General features: G+C 43.7%; 21 protein-coding genes and 1 other RNA gene. 18 read left to right on the top strand and 4 right to left on the bottom strand.

Annotated elements, in window-relative coordinates; genetic code table 11:
- Positions 1-10: 10 nt before the first annotated feature.
- The 4 genes from ACOMA8_RS10660 (at position 11) to ACOMA8_RS10645 (ending at position 4,284) form a co-directional block, all read left to right on the top strand.
- Positions 11-802 (top strand): SDR family NAD(P)-dependent oxidoreductase, encoded by a 792-nt coding sequence (locus ACOMA8_RS10660; RefSeq protein WP_421370644.1) that lies wholly within the window; start codon positions 11-13, stop codon positions 800-802.
- 75 nt (positions 803-877) lie between these two features.
- Positions 878-1,228 (top strand): LapA family protein, encoded by a 351-nt coding sequence (locus tag ACOMA8_RS10655; protein WP_421370641.1) that lies wholly within the window; start codon positions 878-880, stop codon positions 1,226-1,228.
- 157 nt (positions 1,229-1,385) lie between these two features.
- The gene (gene recJ, locus ACOMA8_RS10650) at positions 1,386-3,689 is read left to right on the top strand and encodes a single-stranded-DNA-specific exonuclease RecJ (protein WP_421370639.1); all 2,304 of its coding nucleotides are present in this window, start codon (positions 1,386-1,388) and stop codon (positions 3,687-3,689) included.
- A gap of 82 nt (positions 3,690-3,771) precedes the next feature.
- Entirely contained in the window at positions 3,772-4,284 is a 513-nt protein-coding gene (locus ACOMA8_RS10645; RefSeq protein ID WP_161899750.1) for an adenine phosphoribosyltransferase, read from the top strand.
- 190 nt (positions 4,285-4,474) lie between these two features.
- On the opposite strand, the gene ACOMA8_RS10640 is transcribed toward ACOMA8_RS10645, so the two are convergent.
- Together ACOMA8_RS10640 and lexA are read right to left on the bottom strand one after the other, a co-directional pair.
- Complete coding sequence (locus ACOMA8_RS10640; RefSeq protein ID WP_161899751.1) at positions 4,475-4,678, bottom strand: hypothetical protein; 204 nt, start codon at positions 4,676-4,678, stop codon at positions 4,475-4,477.
- A gap of 120 nt (positions 4,679-4,798) precedes the next feature.
- Positions 4,799-5,422, bottom strand: coding sequence for a transcriptional repressor LexA (lexA, locus tag ACOMA8_RS10635; protein ID WP_161899752.1), 624 nt, complete (start codon positions 5,420-5,422; stop codon positions 4,799-4,801).
- A gap of 337 nt (positions 5,423-5,759) precedes the next feature.
- Between lexA and ACOMA8_RS10630 the strand changes: the two genes are divergently transcribed.
- From ACOMA8_RS10630 to nth, 7 genes are all read left to right on the top strand, one after another.
- The gene (locus ACOMA8_RS10630; RefSeq protein ID WP_161899753.1) at positions 5,760-6,002 is read left to right on the top strand and encodes a DUF896 family protein; all 243 of its coding nucleotides are present in this window, start codon (positions 5,760-5,762) and stop codon (positions 6,000-6,002) included.
- 86 nt (positions 6,003-6,088) lie between these two features.
- Complete coding sequence (tkt, locus tag ACOMA8_RS10625) at positions 6,089-8,083, top strand: transketolase (RefSeq protein WP_161899754.1); 1,995 nt, start codon at positions 6,089-6,091, stop codon at positions 8,081-8,083.
- Between the two features lie 188 nt (positions 8,084-8,271).
- On the top strand, positions 8,272-9,168 hold the full coding sequence (locus ACOMA8_RS10620) for a glucosaminidase domain-containing protein (protein ID WP_421370635.1): 897 nt from the start codon (positions 8,272-8,274) through the stop codon (positions 9,166-9,168).
- 280 nt (positions 9,169-9,448) lie between these two features.
- Complete coding sequence (locus ACOMA8_RS10615; RefSeq protein WP_421370633.1) at positions 9,449-9,910, top strand: Fur family transcriptional regulator; 462 nt, start codon at positions 9,449-9,451, stop codon at positions 9,908-9,910.
- Positions 9,888-10,268: a RidA family protein gene (locus tag ACOMA8_RS10610; RefSeq protein WP_421370632.1), complete on the top strand. Its 381-nt coding sequence runs from the start codon at positions 9,888-9,890 to the stop codon at positions 10,266-10,268. Before ACOMA8_RS10615 ends, ACOMA8_RS10610 begins: the two co-directional genes overlap by 23 nt.
- 85 nt (positions 10,269-10,353) lie before the next feature.
- Positions 10,354-11,073, top strand: coding sequence for a DnaD domain protein (locus tag ACOMA8_RS10605; RefSeq protein WP_421370630.1), 720 nt, complete (start codon positions 10,354-10,356; stop codon positions 11,071-11,073).
- 5 nt (positions 11,074-11,078) lie between these two features.
- Positions 11,079-11,732 (top strand): endonuclease III, encoded by a 654-nt coding sequence (gene nth, locus ACOMA8_RS10600; RefSeq protein WP_421370628.1) that lies wholly within the window; start codon positions 11,079-11,081, stop codon positions 11,730-11,732.
- 166 nt (positions 11,733-11,898) lie between these two features.
- Here the strand turns inward: nth and ACOMA8_RS10595 are convergent, their stop codons facing one another.
- Positions 11,899-14,199, bottom strand: a complete 2,301-nt coding sequence (locus ACOMA8_RS10595) for a transglycosylase domain-containing protein (RefSeq protein WP_421370830.1) — start codon at positions 14,197-14,199, stop codon at positions 11,899-11,901.
- A 13-nt stretch (positions 14,200-14,212) separates the two neighbouring features.
- Positions 14,213-14,884, bottom strand: a complete 672-nt coding sequence (gene recU / locus ACOMA8_RS10590) for a Holliday junction resolvase RecU (RefSeq protein WP_421370626.1) — start codon at positions 14,882-14,884, stop codon at positions 14,213-14,215.
- 71 nt (positions 14,885-14,955) lie between these two features.
- Here recU and ACOMA8_RS10585 point away from each other — a divergent pair, with 71 nt between their 5' ends.
- From ACOMA8_RS10585 to ACOMA8_RS10555, 7 genes are all read left to right on the top strand, one after another.
- Positions 14,956-15,492, top strand: coding sequence for an SLOG family protein (locus ACOMA8_RS10585; protein WP_421370828.1), 537 nt, complete (start codon positions 14,956-14,958; stop codon positions 15,490-15,492).
- 80 nt (positions 15,493-15,572) lie between these two features.
- Positions 15,573-15,998 carry a cell division regulator GpsB gene (gene gpsB, locus ACOMA8_RS10580; protein ID WP_421370623.1) on the top strand — a complete coding sequence of 142 codons (426 nt, stop codon included), beginning with the start codon at positions 15,573-15,575 and terminating at the stop codon, positions 15,996-15,998.
- Positions 15,999-16,016: 18 nt separating this feature from the next.
- An RNA gene (gene rnpB, locus ACOMA8_RS10575) (RNase P RNA component class B) lies at positions 16,017-16,387 on the top strand.
- 284 nt (positions 16,388-16,671) lie between these two features.
- On the top strand, positions 16,672-17,835 hold the full coding sequence (locus ACOMA8_RS10570) for a THUMP domain-containing class I SAM-dependent RNA methyltransferase (RefSeq protein ID WP_161899763.1): 1,164 nt from the start codon (positions 16,672-16,674) through the stop codon (positions 17,833-17,835).
- A 2-nt stretch (positions 17,836-17,837) separates the two neighbouring features.
- Positions 17,838-19,340 carry a carboxypeptidase M32 gene (locus ACOMA8_RS10565; protein ID WP_421370621.1) on the top strand — a complete coding sequence of 501 codons (1,503 nt, stop codon included), beginning with the start codon at positions 17,838-17,840 and terminating at the stop codon, positions 19,338-19,340.
- Entirely contained in the window at positions 19,340-19,987 is a 648-nt protein-coding gene (locus ACOMA8_RS10560) for an HD domain-containing protein (protein WP_161899765.1), read from the top strand. Before ACOMA8_RS10565 ends, ACOMA8_RS10560 begins: the two co-directional genes overlap by 1 nt.
- A gap of 80 nt (positions 19,988-20,067) precedes the next feature.
- The gene (locus tag ACOMA8_RS10555; RefSeq protein WP_161899766.1) at positions 20,068-20,424 is read left to right on the top strand and encodes a hypothetical protein; all 357 of its coding nucleotides are present in this window, start codon (positions 20,068-20,070) and stop codon (positions 20,422-20,424) included.
- The last annotated feature ends 7 nt before the right edge of the window (positions 20,425-20,431 follow it).

Below are 20,431 nucleotides of genomic sequence, written 5' to 3'. Positions count from 1 at the left end.
GGAAGTTGGCATGAATTTACAAGATAAAGTAGTTTTGGTGACTGGTGGTTCAGCGGGATTAGGGGAACAGATCTGCTACGCTGCTGCGAAAAAAGGCGCTATTGTTGTAACCTGTGCCCGCCGCATCAATCTTATCGGTCAGGTCAAGGAAAAATGTGCAGAATTCAGCGGAAAAGCGGCCTATGCTTTTCAGCTGGATGTTGCGGAGCCCACCAGTGTCGACAGTCTATTGGAAAAAGTCGCAGCTGAAGTAGGCCCGATAGATGTTCTGATTAATAACGCCGGCTTCGGTATTTTTGAAAACTTTACCGATTTTGAGCGGGAAAATATTTTTAAGATGTTTGAAGTCAATGTGTTGGGTATGATGGTCTTAACGCAAAAAGTTGTGCTTGATATGGTGGCAGCAGCACGTCCAGGTCATATTATCAACATTGCTTCGATGGCTGGCAAAATGGCTACACCGAAATCGACGGTCTACTCGGCAACAAAATTTGCCGTATTAGGTTTTTCCAATGCGCTGCGCCTGGAGTTGAAGCCGGCCAATATTGCAGTAACAACTGTTAATCCCGGTCCCATCAAAACGGAATTTTTTGATAAAGCAGATCCTTCCGGTAATTATTTGCAGACTTTGGGCAATCACGTGTTGGATCCCGAAAAACTTGCAAGAAGAATCATTGCCAGCGTAGAACATCCTAAACGGGAGATCAATGCGCCAGGGTATATGGAAATCGCGGCACGGTTTTATACTTTGTTTCCTACTATGGGGGATTTCTTGGCGGGTGGACTGTTCAATAAGAAATAAGTGGTGCACCTTTGTAAATGACGTTTTGTGAGAATCCGGTGAATGGTAGTGAACTATGAATGGGAGGGAATACCGATGAAAAAACAATGGCGACTCATCGCAGGTTTTGTTTTGATTTTTGTAATCGTGCTATTTGCGGTGTTTAATAACCAATCTGTTGCGGTCAATTTCCTGCTTGCCCAAGTGGAAGCACCCTTGATTATAGTTATCATTGCGTCTGCATTTGTCGGTGCTTTGATTATGTCTTTGGTATCTACAGGTACTCTTTGGCAGCAAAAAAAGCAGATCAAGACCTTGAAACGAGAGTTGACGACTCAACGAGACACTGTTTCCGAGGCTGAGACTGCTTCTTCCAGCGGAGAAAAAATAGTTGTAGAAAAGGTAACTTTAAATAACGAGAAAGATAAGAAAGCAGAAGGCGACTAAAGCTTTCTAAATGTTTCTACCCAAAAGAACAGCTTTGTGGGATCTTTCCCCAAAGCTGTTCTTTTGCTTAAATTTTACAGCGCGTCAAAGATTTACTTGCGGGATTCTTTTCAGAAGGCAACTGCTTTGCTATAATTATTCAGTTGGGAGTGATCATGTGCGCAATGCAAGATATCAATGGAAAATGCCGGAAGAAACCTCTTTTTCGGCAGAATTTCGGGATTTAATTACACAGCAAGGCTTCTCAGAAACTATAGCCAGAATTTTGTGGCAACGAAACATTCGTACATCGGAAGCCTTGGAACATTTTACAAATCCACAGTTGGCTGATCTCTATGATCCTTTTTTGTTTTACGACATGGAAAAGGTTATCCAGCGGTTGCAGGAGGCTGTTGAAAACGGCGAGCGAATCTTAGTCTATGGCGATTATGATGCAGATGGCATTACCAGTGCAACTGTTATGAAAGAAGCACTGGAACTTTTAGGCGCTGACGTAACTGTTTATCTGCCAAATCGTTTTACAGACGGCTATGGACCTAATAAACAGGTTTATCAAGATATGATTGAAAGCGGCATTCAACTGATTGTCACCGTGGACAATGGAGTTTCCGGTCATGAGGCTATCGACTATGCCAACAGTGTCGGCGTAGATGTCATTGTGACTGACCATCACGAACTACCCACAGAGCTGCCAAATGCGTTTGGAATCATCCATCCCCGTCATCCAAATGGCAATTATCCTTTTGGCGAACTGGCGGGTGTTGGGGTGGCCTTCAAGGTTGCCTGTGCCTTATTGGATGAGGTGCCGTTGGAATTTTTAGATATGGTAGCAATCGGGACAATTGCTGATATGGTTTCGCTGACGGATGAAAACCGTGCGTTAGTAACCATTGGCTTACAAATCATTAAACAAACGGAGCGCATCGGCTTACAGGAACTCTTTAAAGCAGCCCAAAGTAAAATCTCTGAAGTTGATGAAACTATGATTGGCTTTGCAATCAGTCCTCGGCTGAATGCTATTGGACGGTTGGAAGATCCCAATCCTGCGGTTACCTTAATGACCACCTTTGATGATGCAGAGGCTCGCCAATTAGCATTGGAACTGGATCGAATTAATGAAGAACGTAAAGCGCTGGTAACAGCCATTACGGAAGAAGCACAACAATTATTGGATCCGGAAAGTCCGATCAATTTGATAGCTGCTCCTGGTTGGCATGAAGGAGTCTTAGGCATCGTAGCAGGAAGAATCCTACGCAATACCGGCAAACCGACAATTGTTATGACCATTAAAGAAGATGGCATTGCGAAAGGTTCTGGCCGCAGTATTGAAGCGGTAAACCTCTATGAGATGTTAAACGGGATGCGGGAACTATTCACCAGTTTTGGTGGTCACCACGCAGCTGTCGGCTTGAGCCTTGCAAAAGAGAATCTACCGCTGTTGCAGAAACAGATGGTAGCGTATCTGTCTGAAACCCAGAGCAAGCTCGATCAGGGGGAAGAACTGGTCATTGATGAGGTGCTAACTGTCAAGGACGTTACCTTATCCTTTGTAGAAGAACTCAGAAAAATCGCCCCCTTTGGAACCGATAACCCGATTCCCCGCTTTGCTTTAAAAGGAGAAGGGACTTCTGTTCTCAGGCAGATTGGTTCAAATCAGCAACATTTGAAGATGGAAGTGCAGGACGCTTCCTCAACTGAGGCGCTGGATGTGATTGGCTTTGATTTTGGAAATGAAATTGCTGAGTTTCGCAATGATCGTTTCACTATTGTCGGTGAGCTCTCTGTGAATGAATGGAATGGCAATAAGAAACCTCAGATGCAGCTCTTGGACTTTCAAGTGAAGGGCATTCAACTATTTGATTTGCGAGCAAAGAAAAATCGACGTCAATTCAATCCAACAAATGACACGCTTTTGATTGCATTTGAGAAAGCTTCCAATAGTAAAGTTGATCTGCCTGCAAGAGATATTCATTATTATCATGACCAAGAACAATTGCAACAATACTTATCTAGTGGCAGTTTTAGCGAATTGGCTTTTCTTGATTGCCCAGAGGAACCAACTCAGATTAAGGAAATCACGAAACTTACCGGAATCAAGCGGATTATGCTGATTTTGCAAGCAGAAGATGAAGCCTATTTAGATGGGATCGGTACAAGAGAACAGTATGCTAGGTTATTCAAACTAATTGCTGCTCAAAGCAGAATTGATGTCCGTAATAAACTACCACAGATTGCGCAATACCTGCAGATTCCGCAGAAATTATTGATTTTCATGATCCAGGTGTTTTTTGACTTGGAATTTGTTACAATAAGCGATGGTGTTTTAACACCTGCTGTGGTGGCGGATAAAAAACCACTGGATTCTAGCAGTGTGTACCAACGCAGGTTGAAAAAAATAAAAAGTGAAGAGTTTTTGTTGTTGAGCGATTCTGCTGCATTGAAAGCCTGGCTGACAGATTGAGTTGACTTTTATGTGGTTTAGCAAAGAACAGGGCAAACAGACGCTCTGCCAATCGTTCAATGAAAAATTAGGAGGAACCAACATGGATTTAAAAGACTATATTGCCAGCATTCCCGATTACCCTCAAAAAGGAATCGTTTTTCGGGATATTTCGCCTCTGATGGCAGACGGCATGGCCTATCGAGAAGCAACTAAACAAATCGTGGATTATGCAAAAGAAAAAGGCATTGATATGGTGGTTGGACCGGAAGCCCGTGGATTTATCGTAGGTTGTCCAGTCGCATACGAACTCGGCGTTGGTTTTGCACCGGTGCGCAAACCAGGAAAGCTTCCCCGCGAAACGATTTCTGTTTCCTATGATTTGGAATACGGGAGCGACACATTGACGTTGCACGCTGACGCCATTAAACCAGGTCAAAAAGTATTGGTATGTGATGATCTCTTGGCAACCGGTGGTACTGTCAAAGCCACTATCGACTTGGTTGAAAAATTGGGTGGAATCGTTGTAGGTTGCGCATTTTTGATTGAACTAAAAGAGTTACATGGACGTGACAAAATCGCAAATTATGAAATCAAAACGTTGATGGACTACTGAGTTACGAAAAAAACCTGCTGAGGTGCATTCCTCGGCAGGTTTTTTTGTAATCATATAAGAAACTCAATAAAAAAGCCACTATAAAAAGCTACTATAAAAAGCCTCGCAAAAGCTGCTTATGACTGCTTTTGCGGGGCTCTTTCCTGTTGGTCTTTCTATTTTAAAAAGAGAAAATACTTGGGTTAATCTATTAATATTTTCCACTGTGAGGGTAACTGACCGTCCGATTTTGTTGCCGTTCGGCTTGTTTGACCTTTTTATCATCCCAAAGTGTGAACCACAGGAAAAATAAGGGCACAAAAATCAGAGCAGCCAATGGGGCACCATAGTTGACAACCACGAAGCTAATCAACAAGCCTAAACCGACCAATGCAATATTACGAATTCCGTTCATTATCGTCACCTCATTTAATTTATACGAACAAATGTTTGTATTCTTATTATACGAATGTTTGTTCGGTTTGTAAAGCAAAAAAATAGAAATCCTCAAAATTACTTTGAAGATTTCCAACTGTTAGCCAATGTGATTACGGTAAAGACCGACTACTTGGCCTAAAATGGTCACGTCAGGCAGAATAATAGGATCCATAAAATCATTTTCCGGCTGTAAGCGAATATGGTCCTTTTCTCGGAAAAATCGTTTGCAAGTCGCCTCATTTTCATCCGTCATTGCAATGACAATATCGCCATTTTGAGCATCCCGCTGCTGTCTCACGATGACTTGATCACCATCTAAGATACCAATGTTAATCATACTCTCGCCTTTGATGGTCAACATGAACAAACTGCCGACATCATTTGAAAGGTTTGGCGGAATGGGGAAGAAATCAGAAGCTTCTTCTACAGCCAAAATCGGCTCTCCGGCAGTCACCACACCCAACATCGGAATCGCCTCATCTTTAATGCCAATTAAATCTAATCCTAAGCGAGTAAGCTCGATTGCTCGCGGTTTGGTGGGATCTCGTTGTAAGAGGCCTCTTTTCTCCAGGCGGGATAGATGACCATGAACCGTAGAGGTGGAAGACAGATTCACTGCTTCGCCAATTTCTCTAACTGTGGGCGGGTACCCTTTGTTTTCTACCCGTTCATGAATGAAGCGTAGGATCTCCTCTTGACGGGAGTCTGTTCGTTTCGCCATGACTGCACCTACTTTCTTTTCTAAATCCAGTGTACCATAGGAAAAAAGCGAAATCAAACAAATGTTCGTCTTTTAGCAAAACTTGTTCCCTTTTTGTTCCCTGGGAGCTAGGCGAATAAATTTTGCCGGAAAGCATGAAAAAGGGGGCACTGATGATCGAAAAGGCAAACTGAAAATCAAAAACCTTCGATGAATTAGGACTATAAATTTAAGCAGGATTAGTTTATGATAAGGGGGATGGAATGCCATTAAGAACAAGAAAACAGCGGGTTGGCAAATGATTGTCCGGATAAGGGGCAAACATGACATCGCTGGTTGAGTCAAAGGAGGTAGACAAATGCTGTCAGAAGAAAAAATGGCACGAATCAATGAACTGGGTCGCAAGAAGAAAGCTGGAACATTGACTGCTGCTGAAGAAAAAGAACAGATATTGCTACGAAAAGAATACTTGGAGGCCTTTCGCTCCGGCATGCGGCACCATATCGAAGGGATGAAAGTTGTCGATCCCGAAGGCAATGATGTGACACCGGACAAATTGAAACAGATTCAAAAGGAAAAGGGTCTGCACGGTCGGGAATAATCTATTCAATTACAGTCACATTGTTTTGCATGGAAGAACAAATAAAGGTATAATATACCTAAACGAAAATATAGGAGGAATTTCAATTGTTTGATAAAGTCGATCAATTAGGCGTCAACACCTTGCGCACACTAAGTATTGAAGCAATTCAAAAAGCTAATTCTGGACACCCGGGACTCCCGATGGGGGCAGCACCAATGGCATACGCCCTCTGGACCCGTCATCTGAAAGTTAATCCATTGACGTCTAGAGACTGGGCTGACCGTGACCGTTTCGTGTTATCTGCTGGCCACGGTTCTGCACTACTTTACAGCTTATTGCACTGCGCTGGTTATGAAGTCAGCATCGATGATTTGAAAGGATTCCGCCAATGGGGCAGCAAAACCCCTGGTCATCCGGAAGTCGATCATACAGATGGGGTTGAGGCTACGACAGGTCCATTGGGTCAGGGGATTGCAATGGCCGTCGGAATGGCGATGGCTGAAGCGCATTTAGCGGCTAAATTCAATCAACCTGATTTTTCAGTTGTTGATCACTATACTTATGCAATTTGCGGAGACGGCGACTTGATGGAAGGTGTTTCTCAAGAAGCCAGCTCAATGGCTGGTCATATGAAATTGGATAAGTTGATTGTCTTGTATGATTCCAATGATATCTCCTTAGACGGTCCTACTTCAATGGCCTTCACTGAAAATGTCGGTCAACGATTTGAAGCATACGGTTGGCAGCATATCTTGGTAAAAGACGGCAATGATATGGAAGCTATCAACCGAGCAATTGAAGAAGCAAAAGCGGAAAAAGAAAAGCCGACTTTAATCGAAGTGAAGACAGTTATCGGTTTTGGCGCACCAAACGAAGGCACTAACAAAGTTCACGGTGCACCACTGGGGGCAGAAGGTCTGGCCGCAGCGAAAAAAGTTTATGGTTGGGATTACCCAGAATTTACAGTTCCAGAAGAAGCTGCTGCCCGCTTCAAGGAAACAATCATGGATCGTGGCGCTCAAGCACAGGCTGCATGGGAAGGAATGTTTGAACGTTATAGTTTAGAATACCCAGAGCTGGCTGCTGAATTCAAAGCTGCTTTTGCAAACAAGCTGCCTGAAAATTGGGATGCTGAATTGCCAGTTTACGAAGAAGGTTCTAGTCAGGCTAGTCGAGTATCCAGTAAAGAAATGATCCAGGCCATTTCACAAGCAGTACCTGGTTTTTGGGGCGGTTCTGCCGATCTTTCTTCCTCCAACAATACGATGGTTGCTGCTGAAAAGGCCTTTGAGCCGGGGAACTATGATGGCCGAAATATTTGGTTTGGGGTCCGTGAATTTGCGATGGCTGCGGCGATGAACGGTATCCAGTTGCATGGTGGCACAAGAATCTATGGTGGGACTTTCTTCGTGTTCACTGATTACTTGCGACCAGCATTACGGCTGTCTGCTATTCAACATTTACCGGTCACTTATGTTTTGACCCACGACTCGGTTGCTGTGGGTGAAGATGGTCCGACACATGAACCAATTGAACAACTGGCTAGTCTGCGTTGCATGCCAAATGTGCACGTTATTCGTCCAGCAGATGGTAATGAAACACGAGCAGCTTGGAAAATTGCTATGAACTCTCAAAAAACTCCAACTGTTTTAGTTCTGAGTCGGCAAAATCTACCAGTTCTTCCAGGTACAGCAGAACAAGCTGACAAAAATGTTGCCAAAGGTGGGTACGTATTATCCGCCTCTAAGGGGGAAACACCTGAAGGCATCTTGATTGCCACCGGGTCTGAAGTAGGTTTGGCTTATGAAGCTCAAAAAGCTTTGGCTGAAGAGGGCGTCGATGTTTCTGTTGTCTCCATTCCAAGCTTTGACTTATTTGAAGCGCAATCTGAAGAATACAAAGAAGCAGTTCTTCCGAAAACAGTTACTAAGCGTGTAGCTGTTGAGGCTGCGGCTTCCTTTGGTTGGGAGAAGTATACAGGGACCTCTGGAAAAGTGATTGCCATTGATCATTTTGGTGCTTCTGCTCCTGGAGATAAAGTTTTGTCAGAATTCGGATTTACTGTTGAAAACGTCGTTGAAACTTTTAAAAGTCTTTGATTAATCTGAGCCTGCACAGTTCCTTTCTGTGCAGGTTTTTCTTTTTTTTATGTGACTAAAAGAACTGTTGTGTAAATTTTGAAGCTATATCACTTGTCCTTTTCTCACAGCACTCGTATAATGATGACAGTTAATTAGAATGACTTGTGTTATCGAAGTCTCTTTAAAGACTTAATCAGGAGGGAAACATGAATACCTACAAATCCCGCAGCGAACGTAGAATTGCCAAGCAGCGTGCCCAGCAGAAAAATTTACAACGGGCAGCAGTAGTGGTGGGAACCGGATTGGTCACTTTGCCAACTGTTGGTCTCACGAATGGCCAAAGCGTTCAAGCATCAGAATACAATTATCAACAGCCGGATGCAGCGGCTGCATTGATTGCTCAAATTGCGCCTGCCGCAAGCCAAATTGCGGATGCCAATGATTTATATGCATCTGTTATGATTGCCCAGGCATTACTGGAAAGTGGCAATGGTGGCTCGACACTTGCTCAGGCGCCTTATTACAATCTTTTCGGTGTAAAAGGAACATACAACGGCATGGCTGTCTATATGCCAACTCTTGAATACCTGAATGGGCAGTGGGTAACCATTAACGAACCTTTTCGCCAATATGGTTCCTATTGGGAATCAATCCAGGATCATGCCAATGTTCTTCGGAGTACGAGTTTTTCCAGCGGGGTGTATCACTATTCCGGTGCCTTTAAGAGCAATACCAGCAGCTATCTTGATGCAACTGCTTACTTGACTGGTCGCTATGCAACGGACCCTGGGTATGCCAGCAAACTGAACTACTTGATTGCGGCGTATGGACTAACACAGTACGACACTTCCAGCACATCAAATACCTATGTTGCCAATTCCAATACCCAAACTACTCAAGCAACAAGTTATGCAGAAAATACGACAAGTTCCGAAAGTAGTGAGGAAGTGCAGGTGAAATCAAGTACATCCGTTCATAAAGTAGTTTCTGGGGATACTTTATGGGGCATTGCCAATACTTATGGTATAACTGTTGATCAATTGATGACACAAAATGGGCTCAGCAGTGATTTGATTGTCGTTGGTCAGGAATTGATCGTCTAATCGTTATTCCAGACAGTTGAAATGGCTTTCGAGACAGCCTCTCGGAAGCTTTTTTTGGTGGATTCTCAATTTTCGTGTTTTTTCGTGGATTTTGCTTGCTCATTTTTTTGAGAGGAGTAGAGAAGACCGCTCAAAGATACCCTGGTTTGTGTAAACGATTTTATTTTTCTTAAATGCAATGCCATCGTTTTTTTATGAAAAGGTGAGATTTGCTGGATCTGGCTAGAATTTTTGTGAATCTTTTAGTATCATGAAGAAAAAAGAAGAGGAGGCTATCGTGATGGAGCATCTGACTGTCGAAGAGGCGATTCAGCATCTGAAAGAAGATAATGTACGAATCACGCCGCAGCGCTATGCAATCATGGAGTATTTAGCCAATCACAAAAGTCATCCCACTGCTGACGAGATTTATCAGGAGATGGCGGGACGTTTTTCTGGAATGAGCGTTGCCACTGTCTACAATAATCTGCGTCTATTGGTAGACAAGGGCTTAGTAATTGAAATGAAATACGGCGATGCTTCGAGCCGTTTTGATTTTACAAACAAGCCGCATTACCATGCGATTTGTAAAAATTGTGGCCGAATAGAAGATTTCTATTATCCAGGGTTGGAAGATGTGGAGATGGCTGCTGGTCAACTGACGGGTTATGAAATCACCGAACATCGACTGGAAGTCTATGGACTCTGTTCTGACTGTCAAAAATTGGAGGGATTTGTTGATGAAAGTCATTCAAACAACTGACGCACCACAAGCTATTGGGCCTTATGTCCAAGGGAAAATTGCAAATGGCTTTCTGTTTGCTTCCGGCCAGATCCCGCTAGATCCAATTAGTGGTGCAGTCGTAGGTAACGACATCCGTTCTCAAGCTTGTCGTGTCTTCCAGAATATTGAGGGACTGTTGAAGGCAGCCGCCAGCAATAAAAATGCGGTGGTAAAAACTACCTGCTTTTTGAAGAATATGGAAGATTTCGCAGCCTTCAATGAAGTTTATGCGGAGTTCTTTGATGATGAATTGCCTGCACGTTCGGCGGTAGAAGTGGCCCGGCTGCCAAAAGATGTCTTGATTGAAGTTGAGATCATCGCAGCTGTAAATAACTGAACCAGAAAAAGGCAGAGGTGCAGGCTTCTGTCTTTCTTTTTCGAGCACAGGCATCATAAATTCAGGAAGAAGGATAGAGTGAGCTATGGATTTTTTGGAATCATTTATTACCACCGGGCAGGTTGTCATCCCGAGACTGCTTTTGGAGCAATACCAGCAATTAGGATTAACGACTGAAGAGCTGGTTTTTTGGTTAGAGCTTAACAGTTGCCAGCAAACCGGAGACAGCTTCCCTGATCCAGATCTGATTGCACGTCGTATGGGAATTACACAAGCTCAGGTTTTTGATTTGTTGCAGCGGGTAATCGCTAAAGGCTGCCTGCAGATTGTCACGCAGCAAGACGAGAGTGGGCGGCAAACCGACCACTATGATTTTCTGCCAATGTACAAAAGGCTGGCAGTGTTGCTGGAAGATGCGCAAAAGAAAGAAGCTGATAACGAGAAAGATGATCAGATTAGTCGTTTGTATCAGCTGTTTGAACAGGAGTTTGGCCGTCCGTTGTCTCCTTTGGAATTTGAAAAGATAGCTGGCTGGCTTGATGAGGACCATTACGACCCTGAACTGATTCGACTGGCGTTGAAAGAAGCAGTAACCCATCAGGCTCGCAGTCTCAATTATATTGACAGAATTCTTTTGAGTTGGGAAGGGAAAAATCTTACCACCAAAGAAGAAGTCATGTCTGAGCAGTCTCGGCGCAAATTAGCTTTGTTGCAAAAAGAAGCCGAAAGTCCTCGAAGGATTCAGAGTCAAGAGACAAAAAAATTGCCTCCGATCACACTTCATAACCCATTCAAGGAGGAATAGCCGTCATGTTGAATAAACAGCAAACCCAAGAAGCCATTGCGATTATGGGCGAAATGTTTCCAGATGCCCACGGTGAATTGATTCACGAAAATTCGTTTCAATTATTGATTGCAGTCATCCTATCCGCACAGGCGACAGATGTTTCGGTTAACAAAGCCACACCGGCACTGTTTGCTGCTTATCCGGATCCGACGGCCTTAGCACAAGCACCGTTGGATGATATTATCGCTAAAATCAAGACAATTGGGCTTTACCGAAACAAAGCAAAGAATATCAAAGCTTGTGCGGAAAAACTATTGCGGGAGTTTGGTGGCAAAGTCCCACACACTCGTGAGGAATTGATGTCACTTCCTGGAGTAGGGCGTAAAACTGCAAATGTCGTTTTAGGCGACGCATTCAAAATCCCCGCAATCGCCGTGGATACTCATGTGGAGCGGGTATCCAAACGCTTACGAATCTGTAAACAAAAGGCAAGTGTTCTGGAAGTTGAAGAAATACTGATGAAAAAGTTACCTCAAGATAGCTGGGTGACCGCCCACCATCGCATGATTTTCTTTGGGCGCTACCATTGTTTGGCTCGCTCGCCGAAATGTGAAGGCTGTCCGCTCTTGTTTATGTGTAAGGATGGTCAAATACGTTTAGGGATTAAGGCTACTTAAAGGTTGAAAATGAAGAGTAGAAAAAGTGCTGTGAAAAATGTAGAAGGTTAGCCAGTGTTTGAAATTTTTGACAAAGAAAAGAGCCAAGTCACTTCCAATGATTTTTAATGGAAGTGACTTGGCTCTGCTTGTCTCTCGCGTTTAGTATTCGCTTTGGAGGAGATTGTTACTGGCCAGCGCCATTTGTAGCTGGTTTCTCACTGCTGGTGGTAGTTTCTGAAGAAGCCGTACTTTCAGAACTTGTTACCGGTGGCTCAGAACTTTCTACAGGTTGTGTAGACTGCACTTCAGAACTCGTTTCTGAAGAAGCTGGTTTATCAGAAGAGGCCACTGTAGATGAAGTTTCTGCTGTGGATGATTCGCTGATTGACGATTCGGAGGTGACCGAAGCTGTTGTGGATTGTGTAGTCGAAGAAGGTGCGACAGAGCTCACTGGCGGCACGTAGTTATCTTTGAAATACAATTCACCACCAGAGCGCACGAGGTCATCGGGCATCTCCCAATCCTTGACTGTGCTGTTACGAGTAACGTAGGCCATTAATTCACGATAGACCGCAGAAGCAATCATGTTGGATTGATCCGTAACCGGTGTTAAATGGTCGTTGTATCCTGTCCAAACTGCCATAGAGTAGTCTGGTGTGTAGCCGGCAAATAAAATATCCGGATAAACGCCGCTTGTAGTGCCTAAGCGTTCCAAGTCTTCATCGGTATAATTAGAGGTCCCGGTTTTTCCGGCTTGAATCAATCCTGGAATCTGAGCATTGGTTCCGGTACCTTCAGTGATGACATCTTTCAAGATATCCGTGACCATATAAGCTGTTCCTTGTGACATGGCACGTTTACCTTCCGGGGTGAACTCATCCACCGAGCCGTCTTGGTACACGATTTTAGAGATGTATAACGGCTTGTAGTAGGTTCCGCCATTGGCAAAGGCGCTGTAGGCAGCCGCCAATTTTTCAGAAGAGGCACCATACTTGGTTCCGTCTTGTTTTGTATTGCTGGAAATGGCATTGGAGTATTCCATTGTTTGATAATCGATGCCTAAACCAGAAAGAAATTCTTTGGCTTTGTCGAGACCGACGGCATCCAAGGTTTTGACTGCAGGCACATTTCGGGAATAGGCCAGGGCAGTGCGTAGGCTGATATTACCAAAGTACTTCCCATCCCAGTTACGAACCTGGATATCAGTTCCAGGGTAAGTGTAAGGTTCATCATCAACACGTAGGGCAGTGGAGTCTTTCAAGTATTCAAAAGCAGGACCATAATCGGTGACTGGCTTCATGGTAGAGCCAAAGTCACGGGAGGTATTGACAGCCAAATTATTTCCCAGAACGACGCCTTTTTCAATGTTACGTCCACCGATTTGGGCAATGACTTTCCCGCTGGAAGTATCCATTAAAGTGGCTGCTACTTGCATCTTGTCATCGGGATATTGGATATATTGGTCACTATTGACAATCTCATATAAGCGTTTTTGAGCATCCAAATCTAAATTAGTGTAAACCTGGAGTCCGTCCGTATAGACATCTTTACCGGTAAGTTCTTTGACTTGGGCAATGACTTCTTTGATATAACCATCATACTCAGCCCAGTCTTGACGTGTATCTTCAAATTTGATCAAGCCGTCATCAATTGGTGTCTTGACGGCATCGTCGTATTCTTTCTGGGTGATTTTCTTGTTTTCAAGCATCGTATACAAAACGATGTCCCGCCGTTTTTTTGCCACATCACCGTGGCGGTAAGGATCATAACTTTCAGGAGCTTGTGGCATACCCGCCAGCAGAGCGGTCTGGGCTAAATTCAGTTCCTTTAGCGGCTTGCCAAAATAAGCTAGTGAGGCGGTCTGCATCCCAGAAATTCCGTTTGACATATAGACTTTATTAATATAATAGGTGAGGATTTCCTCCTTTGACTTTTCTTTCTCCAACTGAACGGCCATCCATGCTTCTTGGGCTTTTCGCTTCAAGGTTTGGTCGCTGGCTTTCGTAGAGAAAAAGGAGAGCTTAATTAGCTGCTGGGTCAACGTAGAACCACCTTGCATGCCGCCGGAAGTCACATTTGACAGTGCTGAGCCTACAATACGAATCGGATCGACACCGATATGTTTGTAAAAGCGGCGGTCTTCCACAGAAACAATGGCATCTTCCAACAATTGCGGGATGTCTTGGGAGTCTACTTTTTCCCTTCGTTCAGCTCCTAAGTCGGCAATCGGTGTATCACCGGCATAAAATGTGGAAGAAGCGGCAGCATCCAGCTTACTATCTTCAATCTTTGGTGCATCTTTGGCATAGTACCAAAAGAGCCCTACGCCATTGAGAAATGCCAAACACCCTAAGATGAATAAAGTCGCAAAGGTTCGCCAGATAATTTTTCCGACAGTAAGTTTTTTCTTAGGCGCTTTTTGGGGTTGCTTTTTCGTAGTTGGCTTGTTTTGTCCAGTTTGTCCCCGTCGTTGTGTTCGCGACAGGTTCTCTTCGTTGTTATTGGCCATTAAACAGGCCCTCCTTTGATTTCAAATAACGATCTATTGCATCCAGGTAGGGAATACGTGGTGCGATTTTACGAGGCAGTTCGATGCCTTCTTTTTCGATGACTGCAAGGGGTAACGATTTTTTGCCGGTGCTTTTTTGCTGTTGCCAATAATGGATCAATGTTTGGCTGTCCAAAAAGAAACAACGCTCCAACGTGGAAAACCACAACAGTACAAAGCAAATGCCCTCCTGAGCTAAACAGGCTTCCATGTGCCGAATCTGATGGTCGTGAAAATTCTTAAAAGGAAAAGACAGTTTATTTTTAGTTTCCTTTGCTTCAAAATCCAAATAAAAGCCTTTGTACACACCGTTATAGTCCGTTGTCGACGCTTCTTTGAAATACGCTTCTTTAATAACCGCAGCGCTTCGTTTCGGGTAGTCAACACTGACAATCTGAATGGGTGTAGGTTTTTTATGGACGACAGCCATCTGCCGGTTCAAATAATAGAGGTTGCTTTCATTGATTGCTTCTTCCAACCGCATCCCGCGATTGCCAAAACTTTGTTTAGTCAGGTCTTTTTTTAAAGCTGTCTGAGATGGTTGCTTTTGGGCAGACAGTTGGGTATGCTTAGAAGCAGTTGCGTTTGAATAACTGCGTCCGTCGGGATAGTTGAAAACCATAATTTCACGCTCCTTGCGGCATTATTATACCAAAAAGGCTAGTAAGAAGGAAAAAAACTGTGGAAGAAAGTATCAAAACACTGGTTCTTACCGGATACCGAAGCTATGAGCTGGGGGTTTTTCAGGACAACGATCCTAAAATTGAAGTCATTAAGAAAGTCCTAAAGGAGCGCTTGACAGCCTATCTGGAAGAGGGTTTGGAGTGGCTATTGATTGGTGGCAACCTCGGTGTAGAACTCTGGGGCGCACAAACTGCATTTTTGTTGCGGGAAGAGTACCCTGAATTTAAAATCGGCGTCATCTTTCCCTTTGCCGATTTTGGAAGCCAGTGGCAAGAAAAAAATGCGTCTTTGTTAACTGAGGTCAAGCTGAAGGCAGATTTTGTCGAAGCCGTCAGTCATAAGCCTTATGAAAGCCCGGCGCAGTTGAAAAATCATACACAATTTTTATTGGAACACTCCGGTGGCTCATTGATTTTGTATGATGATGAATTTCCCGGCAAGCCTCAGTGGTTTTTGAAAGATGCCTTAGATTTTTCAGCAAAGAGACCTTATCAAATTGAAAAAATTACAATGGACGATTTACAAAATACGTTATCTGAGGGATAGTGTTTGATTTATGGCGTTTTTTTGATAGAATAAGTGAGAAAGAGCAATCTTTTTAAAAAGTGGATGAGGTGTAGATAGAGATGGCAAACTTGAATTATAGTCCAAAAGACATTTTGCAACAAGAATTCAAAACGAAGATGCGGGGATATGATCCAGTCGAAGTTGATGAATTTTTGGATAATATCATCAAAGATTATGAAAGCTACAACAAAGAGATTTTGGCATTGCAAGAAGAAAATGATCGTTTGACTGCCCGCGTAGCCCAGTTGGAAAAAAGTAGTGCTGTGACTTCTCGCGTAGCTCCAGAAGCGCCAAAGAGCCAGACAGTAACGAACTTCGATATCTTGAAACGTCTGTCCAATTTGGAAAAAGAAGTTTTTGGCAAAAAATTGGATCAAGACGCTTCTGCTACAGATATCGGTGGCGTGACTCGCGCTTCCGTGAATGCAGCCAACTACACAAATGACGACAATTCCGACGACAACGAACGGACACGTCAGTTTTAATTAAGGTATAATGCTGTGATTTTCAGGCAATCGCGGTCCGGCTAGACCGGGCTGAGGAAAGTCCATGCTCGCACCGGCTGAGATGCCGGTAGTGTTCGTGCCTGACGAAACCATAAGTCAGGGTACCGGGAGACCGGTAACGGCAGGAAAACTCCCTAAAGCTTCGGCCATGGGACAGTATCCTTGAAAGTGCCACAGTGACGAAGCGCTGACTGGAAACGGCGGCGGTGGAACGCGGTAAACCCCTCGAGCGAGCAACCCAAACAATGGTAGGGGCGCTTCTTTGACGGAATCAAACGAATACAAGAAGGCAAGCAATTGCAGATAGATGATTGCCCACGCTGCTCATTTCCCTGAAATGGCAGCTGGACAGAACATGGCTTACAGAAAATCACAGTCTTTCAGGGTATAGCGGCAGGCTCATGATTGTTTCTTAACGGAAACAGTTGTGAGCCTGTCGAGTTTTATGAAAAGAAGCGGCAGACTAATTGCCTAGGTAGTTGATCTGATACCGCTGAATAAATCACAGTTTTCTCCCACTGGACCAGACTGCAGATTCGTAGTATTGTCCAATGGTAAATGGTAATGTAAATAAAGAACTCTTTTTTGGACTATTGTCTTGGGCAAAAGTTGACAAGAGAGGGAGTCATTTCAAAAAGATCGGAGCAAAAATATGGAAAAAAAGCAAGAATTCTCACTGGTGGCTACTGCCGCTAGCGGATTAGAAGCCTTGGTAGGAAAAGAACTGAGAGATTTGGGAATCGACTGTCAAGTTGAAAATGGTCGGGCACGATTCAAAGGAACAATGGAAACTATCGCTACGGCCAACTTGTGGCTGCGAACAGCAGATCGCATCAAAATCGTAGTCGGAGAGTTTGATGCATTTACCTTTGATGAACTCTTTGAAAAAGTCAAAGCATTGCCATGGGAGGATTTCTTACCGTTGGATGCCACTTTCCCGGTGGCAGGCAAGTCCATCAAGTCAAAACTCTACAGTGTTCCCGATTGTCAAGCCATCACGAAAAAAGCGATTGTCGAACGCTTGCGTGGCTATTATCATCGTCCAGCCAGTGTGCCATTGGCTGAAACAGGAGCTTTGTTCCAACTGGAAGTGGCTCTATTAAAAGACCATGTACTGGTTACATTGGATACCACAGGACCAAGCTTGTTCAAACGAGGCTATCGTTTAGAAAAAGGTGGGGCACCCTTAAAAGAGAACATGGCGGCAGCTTTGGTGATGCTTACTAATTGGCGCAAAGACCGTCCCTTTGTAGATCCTGTTTGCGGCTCAGGAACACTGTGTATCGAGGCTGCATTGATTGGACATAACATTGCGCCAGGATTTAACCGCAGCTTTGCTTGTGAAGAATGGGACTGGTTTTCTGATGAAACCTTTGAAGCGGTTCGAACCCATGCAGAAGAACAAGCGGACTACGATATTCAACTAGATATTTCTGGTTTTGATATCAACGGCAGGATGGTAGAAATTGCTGCTGCCAACGCTGAGGAAATCGGATTGGGAGATTCCATCGTCTTCAAACAACAAGCAGTTAAAGACTTCACCACTGAAAAAGAATACGGCGTAATTGTGGCCAACCCACCCTATGGTGAACGTTTAGGAGAAGAAGAAACCGTCCGAGAACTGTACAAACAGATGGGGGATGCCTTCCGACCATTGAAGACTTGGAGTAAATACATTCTTACCAGCGATTTGCAATTTGAAGAATTTTATGGCGCGAAAGCAACGAAGAAGCGCAAACTTTATAACGGTGCGCTGCGGACCGATTTCTTCCAATACTGGGGAACACGCCCGCCACGTCAGCCTAAGGAGGACTAGGGATGAAAGAAGCAGAATTTTTGGCAGAGCTAAAGGAGCTGGATCTGTTAAAACAAGCGATGTATCTTTTGGATTGGGATAGCCAGACCGGCATGCCCGAAGCTGCACAGGACTATCGGAGTGAAGTGGACAGCTATCTTAACGGGCTGTATTTTGAAAGAGCCACTGGTCCAAAAATCAACGAAGCCATCACTTATTTTGCAGAACGCCAGGATGAACTTTCGGAAGTAGGGCAAGCTGCTTATCGAATTGTTAAACGGGAGTATGAATTAAATCATGGGGTTCCCAAAAAAGTGATGGCAGCATATTCTCAGGCGGTTTCCAAAGCTCATGGTGCGTGGTCCAAGGCGCGAAAAGCCAAAGACTTCGAACTTTTTAAAGAAGCACTGGCTGACAATATTCGATTGACCAAGGAGTTAATCACTTACCAAAGAAAAGATCAAAGCACTGCTTATGATGTTTTGTTGGATCAATACGAACCGGGCATGACCACTAAAGAGCTGGACAGTGTGTTTGCGACATTGCGAGAAGGAATCATGGATATCCGGCATACTCTTGCTGCCAAAGGAACAGCACCAGACAATAGCTTTATCCACCGCTATATGTCTCGACAAGGACAAGAAAAGTTTGTGAAATCCGTTATTCAGCAGTTGGGCTATGATTTTTCCAGAGGGCGTTTGGACGATACAATTCATCCTTTTGCTACTGGAATCAATCACAACGATGTTCGCTTGACGACCCGCTGGAACGAAACAGATTTCATGATGGGAATTTTTGGTGTGATTCATGAGGGTGGTCATGGCATCTATGAGCAAAATATCGCCGAAAAATATGAATTGACGCCAGTCCATGAAGGGGCATCGATGGGGATTCATGAATCCCAGTCGTTGTTTAACGAGCTGATTATTGGCGGAAACCGTAATTTCTGGGAAAAGCAGTACCCATTTTTTAAAGAATGTGCGGAAGGTGCCTTTGATGACATCGACTTTGAAACATTTTATCGGGGACTGAAATACTCAAAATCCAGCTTGATCCGGATTGAAGCTGACAGTCTGACTTACCCGCTGCATATCATTATCCGCTATGAAATCGAAAAAGAACTCTTCAATGGTGAGATCCAAGTAGAAGATTTACCTGCAGTTTGGAATCAAAAGTATGAAGAGTATTTGGGCGTTCGTCCACAAAACGATTTAGAAGGCATCTTACAAGATGTTCACTGGTCCGGAGGGATGTTTGGGTATTTTCCATCTTACGCACTGGGTTATATGTATGCCGCACAACTGTATCACACGATGAAGGAGACCATTGATTTTGCTGAAGTTCTTCGATCTGATGATTATTCACCAATTCGTCTTTGGTTGACAGAACAGGTGCACCGCTTTGGACAATCTAAGACACCTTCTGAAATTATTCTGGCTGCGACTGGTGAGAGTTTAAATCCACGGTATCTGCTGGATTATCTCCAAGAGTTGTACTTCAATGTTTATCAAGTGGAGGAAAACTGATGGAAAAAAAGTTGGCCAAAATCATCGCTTATGCCCAAGAACGCTTGTCTGAAGAGCAAAGTGGTCACGGCTTCGATCATGCTTGCCGCGTGGCTAAATTGGCAGAAAAAATTATGGCAGACCTTAATGATCCCTCGGTGGATTCTTTGGTTGTGATTGCGGCAGCCTATCTACATGATACCATCGATGATAAAGTCGTTGACGATCCTGATGAAGCAGTGGAAGAGCTGAGAAACTTTTTAACCTTTGAAAAAATTCCGACGACTCAAGTTTTAGAGATTTTGTTTATCATTGATAATCTTTCTTTTTCTAAAGAACAATTCGGCGCTGCCTCTGAATTGACGATCAACGGGCAAATCGTTCAAGATGCCGATCGTTTAGAAGCTCTGGGGGCTATTGGAATCATGCGTACTGCTTATTTTGGTGGTGCCCATGGAAATGTTTTGTATGATCCGACTATCCCACCTAGAAATTTGCAGACAAAAGCGGAATATCGTGAAGAGTCAACAGTCATCAATCATTTTTATGAAAAGCTGTTTTTGATTGTCGATCAGATGAAGACGCCTTTTGGAAAGCAAGAAGCTCAGCGTAGAAAGACCTTTATGGAAGAATTTTTGAAGGAATTTTATCGCGAATGGAATGATTAAGAAAAGATTAGTGAGAAATCTAAATGTTTTTATTCTGGCAACTCTTCTTCTATAATTGATTCATACGAGGAGTGAGGCCGATGTTTTATCAGCAGGCATTGAAGCCGGATCAGTTGGCACAGATTTTGCCCCATGTATCCGAGTGTTTTATTACGATAGAGGGACATTTTATCAATAAGGAATACCGAGTGGCGGTCTATAAGTATGATCACGAGTATTTTCTTTTGACAGATCACCGGGTGTTTAGAGAAATTTCCAGAACCCGCAGTCATCAAGAAGGTGATGAAAATCTGGTCTTACCCTATATTGAAGAAGCATTGGAAGAAAACAAATACCATCTGATTGATAAAAGTTACCTTTTCTTGGAATTAGGGACATTGTCAAAAATGGCTGCCAAAAATGCCATCGATATCCACTATTATGAATTTATCGACTAAAGCTGTC

Source organism: Enterococcus infantis (assembly GCF_049166715.1).
Taxonomy (GTDB): Bacteria; Bacillota; Bacilli; order Lactobacillales; family Enterococcaceae; genus Enterococcus_C; species Enterococcus_C leclercqii.
Note: the sequence above shows the minus strand (reverse complement) of the source record. Positions and strands in the feature narration are given on the sequence as shown.